This is a genomic window from Yersinia sp. Marseille-Q3913, assembly GCF_963892745.1.
Classification (GTDB): domain Bacteria; phylum Pseudomonadota; class Gammaproteobacteria; order Enterobacterales; family Enterobacteriaceae; genus Yersinia; species Yersinia bercovieri.
Genome location: NZ_CAWQAF010000022.1, coordinates 270,841 through 287,126, shown reverse-complemented (window position 1 = coordinate 287,126; position 16,286 = coordinate 270,841). Strand labels below are relative to the sequence as shown.

Here is a 16,286-nt window from a genome sequence, read left to right as displayed (position 1 = left end):
CCGATGGTAGTGTGGGGTCTCCCCATGCGAGAGTAGGACACTGCCAGGCATCAAACACGAGTTATCAGAGCGACATCTGGTAACTGACAAAATCGCCAGAGGCGGTTTTGCACAGCGCGGAGCGCTGGCCCTGTAAGGGGTAAGTATCGGGAAGATACACGTAAAAGAATCGGTGGAGCGGTAGTTCAGTTGGTTAGAATACCTGCCTGTCACGCAGGGGGTCGCGGGTTCGAGCCCCGTCCGTTCCGCCACTTATTGCAAAACCCCTGAATCAATGATTCAGGGGTTTTTTGCATTATTAAAATGGGAAAATAGTCATCCTCTATTATTGTCACTGAATAAATTAAAGATGATTATTTACTCAGCCACTCAGCCACTCAGCCACTCAGCCACTCAGCCACTCAGCCACTCAGCCACTCAGCCACTCAGCCACTTAGCTCTCAGAGATTAGTAATAAGCGACTTATTACTAAGCGCCTGTACTGTACAGACACCATATTTTCGATGCTCATTGAACAACAAAATTAATCTCTTTGTATTGTGTGCCACTTGTGAGGAAAATATTGTGTTCGTTGAAAACGAAAGTGAAAGGGACTTGCCCAAATTGATGCCGCTGAGTGTCACGCCCCTAAAAAAACACCCTGCTAGCTTACCGCTCACAGGGTGGGGTGACCATCTCATTAACTCGACATATAAGCTGGATTTTATGTTTCAGGTTTACAGTATGCGGCTAATTAGGCGGTCGATACGAATTCTGCGTAGACGGCGGATCAGTTTGCGTACTTTGACGGGATACTGCTGAATATTCTCTAACTCAAGGTAGTGTGAGACCACTTTGGTATGGGTACGAATGCAATCTAGCTCTTTAGCACGCTGCTCATGCATCTCATGCTTAGGATCGTGGATCAAAATGGCATTTTCCAGATCTAAACGCCATGCACGTGGATTCAGATTATTACCGGTAATCAATTGCCAGTTATTATCGACCCACATTCCTTTCAGATGATAGGTATTGTCGCCATCTTTCCACAACCGAACAATGAGTTGCCCGTTATCAACAAAGCGCTGTAAGCGACTGAGAAAACGGCGCAAGTTAATTTCGTATAAATAGGGTAATGCGCCGATAATTTTAAACGGTTGATCTTCTGGGATATAAAAGTCATTTGCCGTTTTGTCGCCGACAATAATCTCGACCTGTTTACCTTCCCGCAGCAAATAGATGATGTTGCGTACTAACAACGCGGGCAAATTAAAGTATGGCGTACAAATCGTCAGGCGTTCATCAGCGGAAGCCATTAGATGATGAATCGTTTTGTTTAGCTGACTTTTTTTGCCTAATCCAACCAGTGGCGTGACAGCTAATTCATCGTTACTGGCTTGCGCCGGAAATTGATATCCGATATCGCGTAGTGATGAGCGGAACTGTCGTGTTTCATTTTTGATTTCAGGATTTGTTGGCCGATCTGTGCGATCAAGGCGTTGAACGGCACCGGCACTCAGTACCCGCTGTTTCACGTAATCAACCATGATATCGGCTAGTGATGAATTGGTGATGATCTGATAGCGATCATAACGATATTTATCGTTTTGATGGAGATAGACATCATTGATGCTAGCACCACTGTAAATCACGGTGTCATCAATGATAAAACCTTTCAGATGCAGTACGCCAAGGGCTTCGCGGGTATTGACCGGAACACCATAAATTGGGACGCAGACATTGGGATGCTGTGTGGCCATTTCACAATACCAATCAGCATTAGTATTGACTGCGGCGGCCCCGATACGACCACGCTGGGCGCGGTGCCAGTCTACCAGCACACAGATTTCCAGCTCAGGACGCCGCTGTTTGGCTTGATAGAGGGCGTTCATCACGTCACGGCCCGCATCATCCTGCTCAAGGTAAAGTGCCACCAAATAGATACGTTTGGTCGCCTGACCTATTAATTCCAAGAGAGTGGAGCGGAAAACCTTGGGGCAATAAAGCGTTTGGACATCATCAACTGGCTGGGGGAGTTTGGGCAGTTGTGCAAGGTGTTGTTGATGTTTACTACGTTTGAATTTTGACAACATCACAGTGCGCTTCTTCTCTTGTTATTTAATGGCAAAACCGCCATATGCAAAAAAACACTAATCCATAGAGTCGGCGATAATACCACTACTTTTCCGGATTGTGCGCAAGTTTTGCCGGTTAATGACCGAATCGTTTGGGGTTGTGGCGTATATCACGGCGATTCATGTAACTGAAATCACAGTGTCAGTTCCAGATTAACGATCCCATCTTCCATCTGTACATCAATACTAAAACCGAGCTTTTTAGCCAAACCGATCATGCCACGGTTATTGGGCATGGTGATCGCCGTTAGTCGTGTTAATCCATGGCTGCGGGTATATTGAATCATCTTTTCTAGCAACTCCCGCCCCAGCCCCAGTCCTTTGAGGTCTGAACGCACCAGTACGGCAAACTCAGCATCGATATTGTCCGGATCTGACAGCGCTCGTGTCACGCCGATGATTTCCGGCCCCGTCGTACTCTGGCGCACAGCAACAAAAGCCATTTCCCGATCATAGTCAATTTGCGTCATATTCGCCAAATCATCGTGGCTGAATTCATTGATTTCGCTGAAGTAGCGATAGTAGAGATCTTCTTTAGTGACCTGATCAATAAACAGTTTTAGTAGCGGTTCATCTTCCGGCAAGATTGGGCGGAATAGGCATTGAGAGCCATCTTTTAGCACCACAGTTTCTTCTAGCTCGTGGGGGTAGGGACGAATAGCTAAGCGCGCCTGTGGATCGCCGCTGACCGGTGCCAACTGCATTGAAACATCCAGCAGAGTAAACTCACTGCCAGAAGCAAGCACCGGATGAATATCTAAGCGGGTGATCTCGGGACAATCGAGAATCAAGTTGGAAACTTGCACCAGCAGGCGGCTTAATCCTGGAATATCCAGAGGTTGCAGTGATCCACGGCTGCGGATTTTCCCGCCTTTGACTGCTTGTATGATCAGATAGCGGGCCAGTGCCATATTGAGTGGCGGCAGCGCTACTGCGGCCTGTGTTTCATGATGCCACTCAATGCCACCTTCGCCCAACATAATCAGCGGACCGAAAATGGCATCCTGCTCTACCGCAATTCGCAGCTCCTGCGCTCCGGCGCGGTTCGCCATGCTTTGCACCAGCAAACCGTGGATGCGGGCTTGCGGATAGGTGCGCTTGACTCGATCAAGAATATCGTCTGCGGCCCGCTGTACTTCAATCGCGGTGCGCAGGTAGAGCATCACCCCCTGAACTTCAGATTTGTGCGGAATATCAGGTGAGCGCAGTTTAATGGCGACCGGATAGCCCAGGCGTTCGGCGATATGCACCGCTTCGACGCTATCGCTGGCAATCCAGGTCGGCAGCATACTCAGGCCATAAGCTTCCAGTATCGGCTGCACTTCATGGGTGTCGAGCTGGGTAGTACCTTCAGCCAGCGCCTGACGGATCAATTGATGCACATGCGCGGTATTGGCGGTGAGATCCAGTGGCAGTGCGGGGGTCTCTTTCAACTGTTTCTGGTTACGGCGATACTCCACCATATGCATAAAGGCGGTAATGGCCCCTTCCGGTGTGCGGTAGGTGGGTATCCCTGCTTCAGTGAACAGACGGCGGGCATCTTGCGATGAATACTCTCCGCACCAGTTAGTTAACAGGGTGATGCGTTTACCTCGTGGATGCTGACGAATGGCGGAGATCAATAGTTCGGCCGTTTTACTGCCCGGTGCGGCGGCGCTCGGTGAGTGAATCAGCAGCAACGCATCATAGTCGGTGCTGTCTAATAAGGGTTTAACCGCCGCTAAATAGCGCTCAGCGCTGGCGTCATCTCGCAGGTCTATTGGGTTGCGTAAGGAAATAAAAGAGGGTAGCGCTGCACTCAGGGCGGATTGCGTAGTATCAGCCAGTGTGGCTAGCTTGCCATTACGGCTGATCAGCTCATCCAGTGCCATGGCTGCGGGTGCGGCACCATTACTGACAATAAGTAAGCGCTCACCTCGCAATGGGTGCATGTGGCTCAGGGTTTCGACTGCGGAGAACAGCTCGTGCGTATCTTGCACCCGCAACAGACCTGCGCGCTGGATCGCAGCGTCATAAGCGGCATCCAACCCTTGCTGACCATTCAGTAACTGCTGTGCGCGTTGGCTGCGGCCACTTTTGACCACCAGAATCGGTTTATTACGTGAAGCACTACGCGATGCGGATAAAAAGCGGCGAGCATCGCTAATATGTTCGATATACAGCATGATAGCGCTGGTTTTACCGTCTCTGGCGAGGAAATCGAGCAAGTCATCGACATCAATGTCCAGGCTATCGCCTAGCGCAATAAAGTATGAGAAGCCCACTTCCCGCTGCTGCGCCCAGTCCAGAATGGTGTTTGCTACTGCCGCCGACTGGGAGATAAATGCCAGTCGCCCTTTTTTAATCGGCACCGGCGAGAAGCTGGCATTCAACCCTTGCCAGGGGGCGAGTAAGCCGAGGCTGTTGGGGCCAAGCAGCCGCATATGATGACGATGGGCGCAGGCTTTGAGTTCTGCAAATTGTTCCGTCACGGCAGAGAGAATAATCACCGCCTTACAGCCACGAACGCCTAAATCTTCGAGTAACGTCAGGTTGCGGCGATCATGAGTACAGAGGATAGCCAGATCCGGCGTGATCGGCAGGCTGGCGATATCCGCGTAAGCTAGCACACCACAAACGGCTTTATGAGTCGGGGTGACTGGCAGAACAGGGCCACTGAAGCCACCATCCAGCAAATTACGCATCATCAGGAAACCGGCGCGCTCAGGTTTTTCAGAAGCGCCAATCACCGCAATAGATTTCGGGCGTAGTAGGGCTTCTAATCCACGTTGACTCATTATTTATCCCCATCATCTTTCAAGTTGCAGGTGTGTTGGCTGCGTTCAAATCGGCTCCCGGCAGATTTGTTACCCGAATTACTGAGTTGCCGCCTTCCTGCACCCTGAAATTTATTGGGGCTTTTCAAAGACAACTTGAATGATTTTATGCGATTTTTTCGAGGCTTGCTGTGACTCGCCCCACTGGATGATGAGGTTTTCCGGCTAAATATTGCTGGCGGAAGTAGTGGAAATGGGCGGTTAGCCCCTCAGCCGCTTGCATATCGCCCGCTTGCTGGAGCAGTACTGCGGCGACCTCGACAGTACAGTGCTGTTCCGGTCGCGGTGCTTCGCGCAAAAGATAATCGGAAGCCGTTGTAACATTCAGCGACAGCATAGGTAAGCCGGCAAGGTAGGGGCTTTTGCGAAACATTTTTTTTGCTTCGGTCCAGGTGCCATCCAGCAAAATGAATAGCGGTGGCTTATCGCTGATGGGTAATTGATTAAGCACCTGCCGTGGTGGTTCGGCATATTTCTCTGGAAAGACCACATACGGCTGACGTTCTGGATCACGGATGACGGCTAGCAATGCAGGGTCAACTTCAGTACGCGCCCAAAGGAAAGCTTGGGTATCAGGCAGAATATCGGCAATCAGGCGGCCGGTATTACTGGGCTTTAGCGGCTCAGTATCAAACATAATTAGGCAGAAGCGACTACTCGCCGATTGTGGTTTGATGGTGTCACACAAGCAAAATCGCTCTGTCAGCAGGCAGCTTTGGCAACGGATCGCGCGGCAACCTCGCGCGCGATAAGCACGGGTGGAAGCGGCTAAGCGCCGTTGGCGTAAACGCAGTACGGCATTTTCCGTCGTAATGACCGCTGGCGCAACGATATCTGCCAGCAATTCATGGTCAGTGGTTGATGATTCAGTCACGACGGACTCCTAAGAAATAGCGCTATTCTAATCAAGCCTCGCCATGAGTTATACAATAAAACCACGCCCTGGCAGAAAAGTGTCAGGGCGTGGTTTTTTATCGGGAGGTCGAACTGGGCCACCCCGAGCGGCGATAAATGGGTTAAACTAGCTTAGCGGGTGACCGGCTCTGCTGCTAATTGTTCATCCAACCAATTATCAAATGGCGCTTTCGGTACTGCCCCGTTGAGCATGTCGACCATTTTCCCGTTCCGATACAGCATAATAGTCGGAATGCTGCGAATACGGAAACGGGTGCTGAGCGCAGGCTCTGCTTCAGTGTTGACTTTCACGAAGCGGATTTTTCCGGCGCGCTCTGCAGCGACGGCTTCAAATATCGGTGCGAAGCTGCGGCAAGGGCCACACCAAGGTGCCCAGAAGTCGATAACGATGGGCAGATCATCTTGCAGCAGTTTATCCAGTGTTTCGGCGGTGGCGTTAATTACTTCGCCATCAAATAAAGAGTGGCCGCAGCGCCCACATTTAGCGCCGTCATCAATACGTTCTTCCGGCAGGCGATTGGTCGCCATACAAGCTGTGCATACCGTATTCATACATTAGCCTTTATTTTGTCTCTGAGTAGATAAAAGAAACCAAACAGCCAAGGGGCGCTGAATTGTTTGGTTGTTGTTATCTATTATGGGTATAAATGGAGGCGGTGCCAAAAAGGTTTATTCGATGAATACGATAGTTGGTAGCTTTTAGCGCTTGCTTATGGCTAACCGGGCGGACATCAGGTAATCTTCGCGCCCTGCGCGTTGGTGGAGAAGACAATGAACGATTCATTTAGTGGCAAAAACGGCAAAGTTAAAGTGATGTACGTCCGCAGTGACGAAAGCAGCGACGACCGTAACAGCAATAACCGTAATAAAAATCCGCGTCCGGCCGCTAAAGGTCGGCCGGGTGATAATGCTGGTCGGGGCAGCTCACCGCGTAATAGTGACTCACGTCGTAATGATGCAGGCCGTAATGACCGTGATCGTCCTAGCCGTCCGGCTCGTTCTGAAAGTAGCGGTCCTTACGATTCACCGTGGAAAACCGTCTCCCGTGCACCATCGGAAGAGCCAGAGTTTGATCACGGCGGTATCAGTGGTAAAAGCCATGTTGACCCTGCGCAGTTGCGCCGTCAGCGGGCTGAAGAGACACGTGTTTATGGCGAGAACGCCTGTAAGGCGCTGTTCGAAAGCCGTCCTGATGCAATTGTCCGCGCATGGTTTGTGCAGTCAGTCACCCCACGTTTCCGCGAAGCGCTGAAATGGATGGCGGCTAACCGCAAGGCTTACCATGTGGTTGAGGAAGATGAGCTGGCGAAGGCCTCTGGTACTGAACATCATGGCGGCGTTTGCTTCCTGATTAAAAAACGCCAGGGTTTGGATGCAGAAACCTATCTGCAACAGCAGACTCAGGCGAAAGATTGCGTGCTGGCGCTGGAAGATGTGGGTAATCCACATAATCTGGGTGGCATTATGCGTACCTGCGCACATTTCGGAATCAACGGCGTGTTGTTGCAAGACCCGGCGATGCTGGAATCTGGTGCAGCGGTACGTACTGCGGAAGGCGGTGCAGAGCACATCAAGGCAATCAATGCTGATGATTTTCTCTCGGTGCTGGATACCTTCCGTAAAGCGGGTTACACCATCGTCACCACCTCAAGCCATAAAGGTGTCACTCTGTCGAAAGCTGAACTGCCAGCTAAAATGGTGTTGGTATTAGGCCAGGAGAGTGATGGTCTGACCGACAGCGCATGGCAGCAGGGCGATATGAGTGTCTCTATCGGCGGTACTGGGCGGGTTGAGAGTCTGAACGTGTCGGTTGCCACCGGGATCCTGTTAGCAGAGTGGTGGCGTCAAAATAGCGCTAACTAATACCCTGCGCCCTTGACGCCGCAGGGTTGTTAGCTACGCGCACTCACCCGAATCACTGACCAGTGTCAGTTCATCGGGATGCGTTTGCTTGCTGCCTACCTGCAACGCCAATGGCTTTGGGTATACGCACTCAGTTTGCTGAGAAATAACGATAAAAAAAAGGGGCGCTGAAATTAATCTTCAGCGCCCCTTTTTGTTGGCTTGCGTTTACGCCATTAGTGCGCGCCGCCGCCGCCCCCACCGGATGTAAATGGTGGTCTTGCGAACCAAACTAGTGCCAGTAGTAGCAGGAACACCCCCGCAGAGAGCCAGAAGATCTCGTTTGCTGAGATAATCAACCCCTGATTGGTGATCTCCCGCGCCAGATAAGCCGAGGCTTGCTGCTGATTCATCCCCAGTTTTTCCAACTCCTGATAAGCCTGCGTCGCATTCGGGTTAAACGGGTTAACAAACTCCGTTAGCTGCGAATGGTGCATCGACTCTCTTTGCGTCCACAGGGTGGTGGTGATTGAAGTACCAATCGACCCGGCCAATGTTCGCAAGAAGTTAGATAAACTGGATGCCGCTGCCATGCGCTCTGGCGGTAAGCCGGAGAGCGTAATGGCCGTCAGTGGCATAAAGAAGCAGGCAATGGCAAAACCTTGCACAAACTGCGGCCACGCCGAGGCGCCAAAATCCATCCCCGGTTCGAATGTATATGCTCGCCAGTAGAAACAAACCGCATACATGATGAAGCTGAATGTCACTAGCTGCCGCATATCAATTCGATGGGAGAAACGGCCAATAATCGGCGACAGCAGTACCGGCAATATCCCGACGGGTGCGGAGGCCAAACCGGCCCATGTGGCGGTGTAGCCATAGACCTCCTGTAGCAGCTGCGGCAGCAAAACAATGGCGCCGAAGTACAACATATAGGCGAGGCTGATACACAGGCAGCCAATGGTAAAGTTTCTCGATTTGAATAGTGACAAATCGATCACCGGATGGTCGTCGGTTAGCTCCCAAACGATCAGGAAGGTAATGGCAATCACCGCGATGACCGTCAAGACGATAATCTCGGTCGAGTTAAACCAATCCAGCTCCTTGCCCTGATCAAGCATGATTTGCAAGGCACCGATACCGACCACCAATAACACCAGCCCCACGGTATCGATGGGCTTGATTTCGGTTTTGGTCTCTCGCCCTTTCAGGGTGCTGCCCGCCATCAGAATTACCACCAACCCGATCGGGATGTTGATAAAGAAGATCCAGCCCCAATGATAGTTGTCGCTGATATAACCGCCGAGGATCGGCCCAAATATCGGGGCCACGACAATCGTCATCGACCACAATGCCAGGGCCATACTTCGCTTCGCTGGCGGGTAGTTATTTAGCAGCAAACTTTGTGATAGCGGGATCAATGGCCCGGCAACCAGGCCCTGGATCACCCGGAAGAAGATAAGCATCCCCAGACTGTTTGAGATGCCGCACAGCCATGAGGCTAGCGCAAACAACCCCGTCGCCCAGAGGAACAAGCGCACTTCACCGATGCGCTTGGCTAACCAGCCGGTAATGGGGATTGAGATAGCATTCGCCACCCCAAAAGAGGTAATCACCCAAGTGCCTTGCGAGTTGGACGAGCCAAGATCGCCAGCAATCGTCGGGATCGCCACGTTAGCAATGGTGGAGTCCAGCACCTGCATAAAGGTCGCTAATGATAGCGCAACCGTCATCCAGGCAAGTTGGGCACCTTCAAGCGGTTTTTGTGCCACAGCGGCCTCCGCACTTAACCTGCGTTTGCATGCACATTAACCTGCATTCGCATGAATAATGTCGCTAATCATTTGATTCACTGGCGCTAAATCCAGTGACAACGCATTGGTGACAAAGGCAGGATCTTTACGCACGATTTGCGCTAACACTTGACCATCGGGATTGGCGGTGTCCACTCTCACGGTGGTAGATAGGCCAATACGCAGCGGGTGCTCAGCCAGTTGCTGCTCATCCAGTGAGATACGAACCGGCAGGCGCTGAACCACTTTGATCCAGTTACCGGTGGCATTCTGTGCCGGTAACAGGGAGAAGGCGCTACCGGTTCCCATATCCAGGCCGACCACTCTCCCCTGATAAACCACATCATCACCGTAGAAATCGGTCACCACAGTCACGGATTGGCCGATGCGCATATTGGCTAACTGGGTCTCTTTAAAGTTGGCGTCAATCCACATCTGATTCGCCGGGATAACCGCCATCAATGGTGCACCATTCGCAATCTTGGCACCCACCTGCACACTGCGGCGTGAAACATAGCCAGTGATTGGGCTAACAACCTTGGTGCGTTGCAGCGCTAGCCAGGCATCACGTAGCTTGGCCGCAGACTGTTCGATCGCCGGTTGTTTTTCCAGCGGCGTATTTAGCACCAGCGCTTGATTGGCGTTGTATTGTTGAATAGCCACATCCAGCGATGCTTGTGCTGCATCTACCGCATCGCGCGCATGTTGCAGCTCTTCACGGCCAATCGCATTAACAGAACCCAACACCACACGGCGGCTCAGATCATTTTGTGCTTTGCTCAGCTCGGTTTTTTTCAGGGCAATATTGGCCTGATATTGTTTGCTATTAATGATGAGCTGGTGGGTTTGACGCACGCTGTTGGCCAGCGCGGTTTTTGCCTGCTCATAGGCTTGTTCGGCATCTGTTGGGTCTAGGGCGACCAGTACATCGCCGCTTTTGACCAGGTCAGTATTTTCAAAGTTGACACTGACCACGCTGCCAGACACTTGCGACATGATCTGCACCTGATTGCCTGAAACATAAGCATTATCAGTCTGTTGGTGATGACGCAGCACCAGGAACCAGTAGATCAGATAGGCCACGCCAATAATGATAAAAATCACCGTCAGTGAGAGCAGCACGCGTTTACGTTGCATCTTTTTATTCTGCGGTTGTGGCGGGGTTTGGTTTTCCGCGTTCGTACTCATGGTGTTCTCCAAGCCTTATACCCGTCATTTCTCAAGTCGCCTTATAGCGCATTGAAATCTATAGGGAAAAATTTAATTTATATTGTTTTATTTTGTGAACTATCCCTGACAGGGGCTTGAACGTCGCCACCTACCAGTAAAAGAGATGGCGAACAAGGGCGTGAGTCTCCAGCTATGTGGGGATGACATAGTTATTTACCTGGCTATCTGGATAGAAACGTTGGAGTTACTGTTCCGATATTTCCATTTGATCTAAACGGGACAGTAACTTACGCGTCAGCGTTTCAAGCTGCTGCTGCTCGTCAGCGTCGAGTGTTGACCAAAGAAAATGCAGACACTTATGTTGTGGGGGCAGCAGTTGATTGAGAAATTCAACGCCCGCCTCGGTCAGATGCAAGTGCAAGCAACGACGATCATTTTGGCTTTCGCGGCGTTCAATCCAGCCTTTTTTCTCCAGTTCGTCAGCGATGCGAGTTGCATTGGTGCGCGAAGATCCCAGTGCAGCACTTAATTCTGACGGTTGGATACTGCGACTTTCCTGTGCATCCAGCGTAATTAGCGCCATAAACAGGGTTTCGTTAATTCCTTGCGCTTTTAGCATTTTGTTGCGGTTTTCGAGTAATTTACTGTGCATATGCATACACAATCGCGTCAGTAGGATCTCCTGATAAGGGAAATCTTTCTGGCGTTTGGCACGAAAATTAAGCATCTGTTCTATGGGACTAAATGAACTTTCCATTATGAGGAGCCTCATTAATTTCAAATGGTACAGTAACGATAGTTACTAATAATGTAAACGGTATAATTCGATAAAAATTTAGCAATTAGTGTTATTCAGTCACTATTTGTTAGTAATTAGCACCACTAATTGTAATGGTATTGTGTTTCAGCTCACAATTCAGGCAAATGGTTACACCAAAATCATGAGTAGCTTGAATGTCAGACCGTAGCTGAGAGCGCCAAGTAAGGTGGCGAAGATAATACTGTTGGTTTTATAAAAGCATCCACAGATCACTAAAAAACCAATAAGAGTGGGCACTAACTTCTGCGGATTATGCATGATTTCCGGAGTACTGGAGACCACTAACAAGGCGCAAATAGAGGCGATACCGATGCTGTCGAGCAGCAGTGAGACTCTCCCTCGTTGCAAGCCCGCTTGTTTGCGCGCTGGCCCTAAGCGCAGAGGCAAATACCGAAACAGGTAGTTTACCGTTCCCACCACTAACCCAATGATCAGAACATCCGTATTCATGGTGCTGACTCCTGTTGGCTACTCTCGGGCAGTTCGCTGACCACTTCGGGGGCGGGTTGAAGCAGGGCAGCCAGACAGCCGCCGCCAATGCCCGCCAAAATGGCGACCGGAATGGAGAATAGCAATGCGCCCAGTAATGCCCCGCTCAGAGAGGCGATCACAGTCAAACTGTATTGGCGCTTAAATGAGGCCAGCAGAAAACTGAGGAACAGCGCCGGTAACATAAAGGAGAGCGAAGCTTCAATTGCCGGGAAATTCTCCAGCGGGCCATTGCCAAACATCGCCCCGATAGCGGTTCCCGCCACCCATGAGAGCCAGGAGGTAAAGGCGATACCGAGCATCCAATTTTCGCTCCAGCGCCGTTGCTCTTTCATCAGTTTGGTGGTGGCAGCAGCAAAGACTTCATCGGTCAAACCAAAGGCCCACAGGGCGGTCTTCTTACCGGAGAGTTTTGCTAAAATGCGGTGTTTAAGTGCGGGGCCATACAAGAGGTGGCGAATATCCATTGCCATCACGGTCAGTGCTGAAACCCACAATGACATTCCGGCGCTCAATAGCGCGGTGATAACAAATTGGCTGGCTCCGGCATATATGATGCAAGAAAAGAAAATAGCTTCCCACGGGGTAAAGCCAAGTTTTACCGAACTGAGACCAAAGGCGAATGCCACGGGCAGATAGCCGATAACGATGGGCAGACTATCAGTAATCCCTTCGGTAAAGGTGGCGGTCGACTGAGTCGCCGGCGGGGCGTCGGTGATTTGGCTTGGCATAACTATGGGCCACAAAGTAAAAAAACATGTTATGTAACATTAACAGAGTGGGAATTGTCTTAATACCCTATAACCCAAATTTATATCTGCATTGATTATTAGTTGGCTAACTAATAGTGATCACTCGACCCGCTGATCAGCTGGCGGATCAAATCGTTTACCGGCCAGCCAAGTGGTGATATTCAAGATGCACAGCACCAAACCGGCGGTGGCCACTCCATACCAGCCGGCGTGTTGATAGGCTGCGGCGGAGATCAGAGAACCCAAAGCCCCACCAATAAAGTAAGTGGTCATATAGCCCGCAGTTAACCGATTTCTGGCTTCCGGCATCATGCGATAGATCACGCTTTGGTTGGTAACATGCACCCCTTGCACCGCCAAATCCAGCACCACAATCCCGATAATCAGCGCGATGATAGAGTGTTGCCCCAAGGCGATCGGTATCCACGATAGCAGCAGTAATCCCAAACCGACGCTGGTGGTAATGCGAGCTTTTCCCTTATCGGCCAACTGTCCTGCTTTGGTGGCCATCAATGCGCCAGCCGCGCCCACCAAACCAAATAGCCCAATGGTCGCCTCGGAATAACCGAAGGGTGGTGCGGCCAACAGGAAGGCCATTGAGGTCCACAACACACTAAAGTTGGCAAACGACAATGCGCCGAGTAGCGCACGGGTGCGCAGAACTGGAGTACGGATAAATAAGGAGAAAATGGAACCGAGCAACTGACCATAATTCAGGCCGGAGTGCTGCTTATAGCGTGGCAAGTAGCGCCACAATACCAACGCCATGATAAACATCAGGGCGCTGGCGACCCAATAGATCGTGCGCCAGCCGCCAATTGAGGCCAACGCGCCCGCCACAGTCCGTGCCAGCAAAATCCCCAGCAATAGGCCGCTCATGATAATGCCGACCACTTTGCCACGTTTTTCTGGTGCCGCCAGTGTCGCCGCCAACGGCACCAATAGTTGTGCCACCACCGAGAACAAGCCGGTGAGGGCGGTGCCGACAATCATCATGGTGAGATTTTGCGACAGTGCGGTAATCAACATGCCGCCAGCAGCCAGCAGGGTCATGCCGACAATCAGTCCACGGCGTTCAAACATATCCCCTAGTGGGACCAGGAACATTAACCCAACGGCGTAACCGAGCTGAGCTGCCGTGACGATAAACCCCGCCTGATTGACCGAGAGATTAAAGGCTTGCGCAATGGTTTCCAGCAGTGGCTGGGCATAATAGTTGCTGGCAACCGCCAGTCCGGTGGCGACCGACATCAACACTATCAATGCGGGGCTTAAACCGGCGTTTTCGGTTTTTTGTGTCATGAGGAATTATTTTTAAATTGAGAAGGCGAACAGTATTAGATAATTAAGAATGATAAACCAAGAGATAATTACTATTTGAGTAATTTCATTTCTGGATAGCGCATTTCGCATTGTTGTTAAGTGAAATATTGTTGTTAAGTGAGATATTGTTGTTGCTGATGAGTGGGATGATTTGAGGCCGATTTTTATGTCAGAAATAGAGCTGCGTTCAGAGCAACAGATTTCATTGCGCAGTAAAAAATTACCGCAGTAAAAATTTGTCGGTATCGCGCCAGGCGGGGAATGCCTCGCGATAGGCTTGCAAGGCCTCCAAAGACAATTCAGCATCTAATTGCGCAGCTTGCTCAGGTTCTGCATATGCCAGAGCCTCACCCTGCATATCCAGAATCACACTGTCGCCCTGATAGTGATGGCCGTTGTTGTCATCACCGACGCGATTACAGCCCGCGACGTAAGCCTGATTTTCTATCGCCCGGGCCGCCAGCAAGGTTTGCCACTGTTTGGTGCGGGCGGCTGGCCAGTTCGCCACATAGAGTGCTAAATCATAATCTTGCTGATTGCGAGCCCACACCGGAAAGCGCAGGTCATAACAGATTTGCGGCAGAATTCGCCAGCCGCGCCACTCCACCACTTTGCGTTCGGTGCCCGCCTGATAATAGTGGTGTTCACCAGCCATGCGAAATAGATGGCGCTTATCGTAGTGATGAACCCTGCCACTCGGCTCGACCAGCAAGAAACGGTTAACGGCACCGCCAGCTATTTTCAGCGCTACACTACCGCCGATCAACGCCTCGGTTTGGCTGGCCCAGTGAGCTAACCAGGTGACGATTTCGGCCTCCGGTAGCGTATTGTCAGCCGCATTCATGGCAAAACCGCTGGTAAACATCTCTGGTAGCACAATCACATCGCGCTGGCGCAGTGGCTCCAGCAGCAGCTCAAAGTGTCGCAGATTCGCCTGCGCATCCAGCCATACCAGTGGCTGTTGCAGCAGCGTCAGTTTTAAAGTTGACATAATCGCTCCGCGGCGGCGTCCAGCGTAGCCTCCTGTTTGGCGAAGCACAGCCGGATCAGTTTGTGGGGGAAGGGGGCTTCGCAGAATACCGATAAGGGGATCGCGGCCACACCCACCTGTTCAGTTAACCATATGCAGAATTCAACATCATTGAGGTCTGAAATCGCGCTGTAATCGGCCAACAGGAAGTAGGTTCCCTCGCCTGGCAATATCTTCAGGCGGCTGGTGGACAGGGCGTTGATAAAGCGGTCACGACGGGCGCGGTAGAACTCGGGCAGTTGTTGCCAGTGTTCAGGCTCGGCATTCAGCATATCGGCCAGCGCAAGCTGCACTGGCGTGCAAACTGAGAAGGTCAGATATTGGTGAATTTTGCGTACTTCAGCACTGATGGCGGCGGGGGCGACGCAATAGCCCACCTTCCAACCGGTCATATGGAAGGTTTTACCGAACGATGAAACGGCGATCGCCCGCTGGCGCAATTGCGGATGCGCCAGGACACTGGCATGGCCCGAGGCGCTAAAGCAGATGTGCTCATACACTTCATCGCTCAGCACATAAATATTGCGCTGTGCAATCACTTGCCACAGCTGCTCAAAATCGGCTGCGCGCCATACGGTCGCCGACGGGTTATGCGGTGTATTGACGATAACCAACCGCGTGCGTTCAGAAATCAGATCAGCAAACTCAGCCCAATCAGTGGTAAACGCCGGAGGCTTGAGCGCAATGCGCTTGAGGATGCCGCCCGCCAGTTTCACCACTGGCGCATAGCTGTCGTAGCTCGGATCAAAGCAGATAACTTCATCGCCGGGGCGAACCAACGCGGTAATGGCGGCAAACAGCGCTTCGCTGGCACCGGTGGTAATGGTGACTTCGCTGTCAGCATCGGGCCGCCAGCCATAGAGGTGAGCCGTTTTTTCAGTGATAGCACTGCGTAGCGGTGCCACGCCGGTCATGGGGGCATATTGGTTGGCACCTTGGTTAACATGATAGGCCAATCGCTGTTTTAGATAGTCTGGGCCATCAAAATCAGGGAACCCCTGCGACAAGTTAATTGCCTGATGTTTTTGCGCCAAGGCACTCATTTGCGTGAAGATTGTGGTGCTTTGTGCAGGCAATTTACTGTCTGGAATAAAAGATAAGTTGCTCATGGCAGGGGACGACTCCTGATGCGGTATGTTGCTGTCAGCTGTATGTTGCCGTAAATATAGCACGATGTTAAGATTTGGCAATCAAGACGCTTAGATGTATAAACGGCTAAATG

Annotated in this window: 13 protein-coding genes and 1 tRNA gene; 2 read left to right on the top strand and 12 right to left on the bottom strand. The window is 51.3% G+C overall.

The annotated features are described in order from the left end of the window. Positions 1–174: 174 nt before the first annotated feature. Positions 175–251: transfer RNA gene (locus AACW11_RS11595), tRNA-Asp, on the top strand. Between the two features lie 465 nt (positions 252–716). Here the strand turns inward: AACW11_RS11595 and pssA are convergent. From pssA to trxC, 4 genes are all read right to left on the bottom strand, one after another. Then, entirely contained in the window at positions 717–2,069 is a 1,353-nt protein-coding gene (pssA, locus tag AACW11_RS11590; RefSeq protein WP_445285815.1) for a CDP-diacylglycerol--serine O-phosphatidyltransferase, read from the bottom strand. A gap of 179 nt (positions 2,070–2,248) precedes the next feature. Next, positions 2,249–4,891 carry a bifunctional acetate--CoA ligase family protein/GNAT family N-acetyltransferase gene (locus AACW11_RS11585; RefSeq protein WP_212584394.1) on the bottom strand — a complete coding sequence of 881 codons (2,643 nt, stop codon included), beginning with the start codon at positions 4,889–4,891 and terminating at the stop codon, positions 2,249–2,251. A 145-nt stretch (positions 4,892–5,036) separates the two neighbouring features. Further along, positions 5,037–5,804 (bottom strand): tRNA-uridine aminocarboxypropyltransferase, encoded by a 768-nt coding sequence (locus tag AACW11_RS11580; RefSeq protein WP_339379058.1) that lies wholly within the window; start codon positions 5,802–5,804, stop codon positions 5,037–5,039. Between the two features lie 152 nt (positions 5,805–5,956). Beyond that, positions 5,957–6,397, bottom strand: a complete 441-nt coding sequence (trxC, locus tag AACW11_RS11575) for a thioredoxin TrxC (RefSeq protein WP_212584393.1) — start codon at positions 6,395–6,397, stop codon at positions 5,957–5,959. A gap of 219 nt (positions 6,398–6,616) precedes the next feature. Between trxC and AACW11_RS11570 the strand changes: the two genes are divergently transcribed. Continuing rightward, positions 6,617–7,708 carry a tRNA/rRNA methyltransferase gene (locus AACW11_RS11570; protein WP_212584392.1) on the top strand — a complete coding sequence of 364 codons (1,092 nt, stop codon included), beginning with the start codon at positions 6,617–6,619 and terminating at the stop codon, positions 7,706–7,708. 215 nt (positions 7,709–7,923) lie between these two features. Here the strand turns inward: AACW11_RS11570 and emrB are convergent, their stop codons facing one another. The 8 genes from emrB to AACW11_RS11530 all read right to left on the bottom strand — a co-directional run bounded on the left by emrB (position 7,924) and on the right by AACW11_RS11530 (position 16,173). Further along, positions 7,924–9,459 (bottom strand): multidrug efflux MFS transporter permease subunit EmrB, encoded by a 1,536-nt coding sequence (gene emrB / locus AACW11_RS11565; protein ID WP_212584391.1) that lies wholly within the window; start codon positions 9,457–9,459, stop codon positions 7,924–7,926. 36 nt (positions 9,460–9,495) lie between these two features. After that, positions 9,496–10,668: a multidrug efflux MFS transporter periplasmic adaptor subunit EmrA gene (gene emrA, locus AACW11_RS11560; protein WP_212584390.1), complete on the bottom strand. Its 1,173-nt coding sequence runs from the start codon at positions 10,666–10,668 to the stop codon at positions 9,496–9,498. A gap of 226 nt (positions 10,669–10,894) precedes the next feature. Beyond that, entirely contained in the window at positions 10,895–11,407 is a 513-nt protein-coding gene (gene mprA / locus AACW11_RS11555) for a transcriptional repressor MprA (protein ID WP_212584389.1), read from the bottom strand. 171 nt (positions 11,408–11,578) lie between these two features. Beyond that, positions 11,579–11,920 carry an L-valine transporter subunit YgaH gene (ygaH, locus tag AACW11_RS11550; RefSeq protein ID WP_212584388.1) on the bottom strand — a complete coding sequence of 114 codons (342 nt, stop codon included), beginning with the start codon at positions 11,918–11,920 and terminating at the stop codon, positions 11,579–11,581. Then, positions 11,917–12,690 carry an AzlC family ABC transporter permease gene (locus tag AACW11_RS11545; protein ID WP_212584387.1) on the bottom strand — a complete coding sequence of 258 codons (774 nt, stop codon included), beginning with the start codon at positions 12,688–12,690 and terminating at the stop codon, positions 11,917–11,919. Before AACW11_RS11545 ends, ygaH begins: the two co-directional genes overlap by 4 nt. Before the next feature lie 120 nt (positions 12,691–12,810). Beyond that, positions 12,811–14,013, bottom strand: a complete 1,203-nt coding sequence (locus tag AACW11_RS11540; protein WP_212584386.1) for an MFS transporter — start codon at positions 14,011–14,013, stop codon at positions 12,811–12,813. Positions 14,014–14,254: 241 nt separating this feature from the next. Continuing rightward, complete coding sequence (locus AACW11_RS11535) at positions 14,255–15,025, bottom strand: amidohydrolase (protein ID WP_212584385.1); 771 nt, start codon at positions 15,023–15,025, stop codon at positions 14,255–14,257. Then, a complete protein-coding gene (locus AACW11_RS11530; RefSeq protein ID WP_212584384.1) occupies positions 15,013–16,173 on the bottom strand; it encodes a pyridoxal phosphate-dependent aminotransferase in 1,161 nt (386 codons plus the stop codon). Before AACW11_RS11530 ends, AACW11_RS11535 begins: the two co-directional genes overlap by 13 nt. Between the last annotated feature and the right edge of the window lie 113 nt (positions 16,174–16,286).

Excerpts from the sequence above, each read along its gene's own strand:
- AACW11_RS11585 (WP_212584394.1), bottom strand. The coding sequence starts at position 4,891 with ATGAGTCAACGTGGATTAGAAGCCCTACTACGCCCGAAATCTATTGCG.
- trxC (WP_212584393.1), bottom strand. The coding sequence starts at position 6,397 with ATGAATACGGTATGCACAGCTTGTATGGCGACCAATCGCCTGCCGGAA.
- AACW11_RS11570 (WP_212584392.1), top strand. The coding sequence starts at position 6,617 with ATGAACGATTCATTTAGTGGCAAAAACGGCAAAGTTAAAGTGATGTAC.
- emrA (WP_212584390.1), bottom strand. The coding sequence starts at position 10,668 with ATGAGTACGAACGCGGAAAACCAAACCCCGCCACAACCGCAGAATAAA.
- mprA (WP_212584389.1), bottom strand. The coding sequence starts at position 11,407 with ATGGAAAGTTCATTTAGTCCCATAGAACAGATGCTTAATTTTCGTGCC.
- ygaH (WP_212584388.1), bottom strand. The coding sequence starts at position 11,920 with ATGAATACGGATGTTCTGATCATTGGGTTAGTGGTGGGAACGGTAAAC.
- AACW11_RS11545 (WP_212584387.1), bottom strand. The coding sequence starts at position 12,690 with ATGCCAAGCCAAATCACCGACGCCCCGCCGGCGACTCAGTCGACCGCC.
- AACW11_RS11540 (WP_212584386.1), bottom strand. The coding sequence starts at position 14,013 with ATGACACAAAAAACCGAAAACGCCGGTTTAAGCCCCGCATTGATAGTG.
- AACW11_RS11535 (WP_212584385.1), bottom strand. The coding sequence starts at position 15,025 with ATGTCAACTTTAAAACTGACGCTGCTGCAACAGCCACTGGTATGGCTG.
- AACW11_RS11530 (WP_212584384.1), bottom strand. The coding sequence starts at position 16,173 with ATGAGCAACTTATCTTTTATTCCAGACAGTAAATTGCCTGCACAAAGC.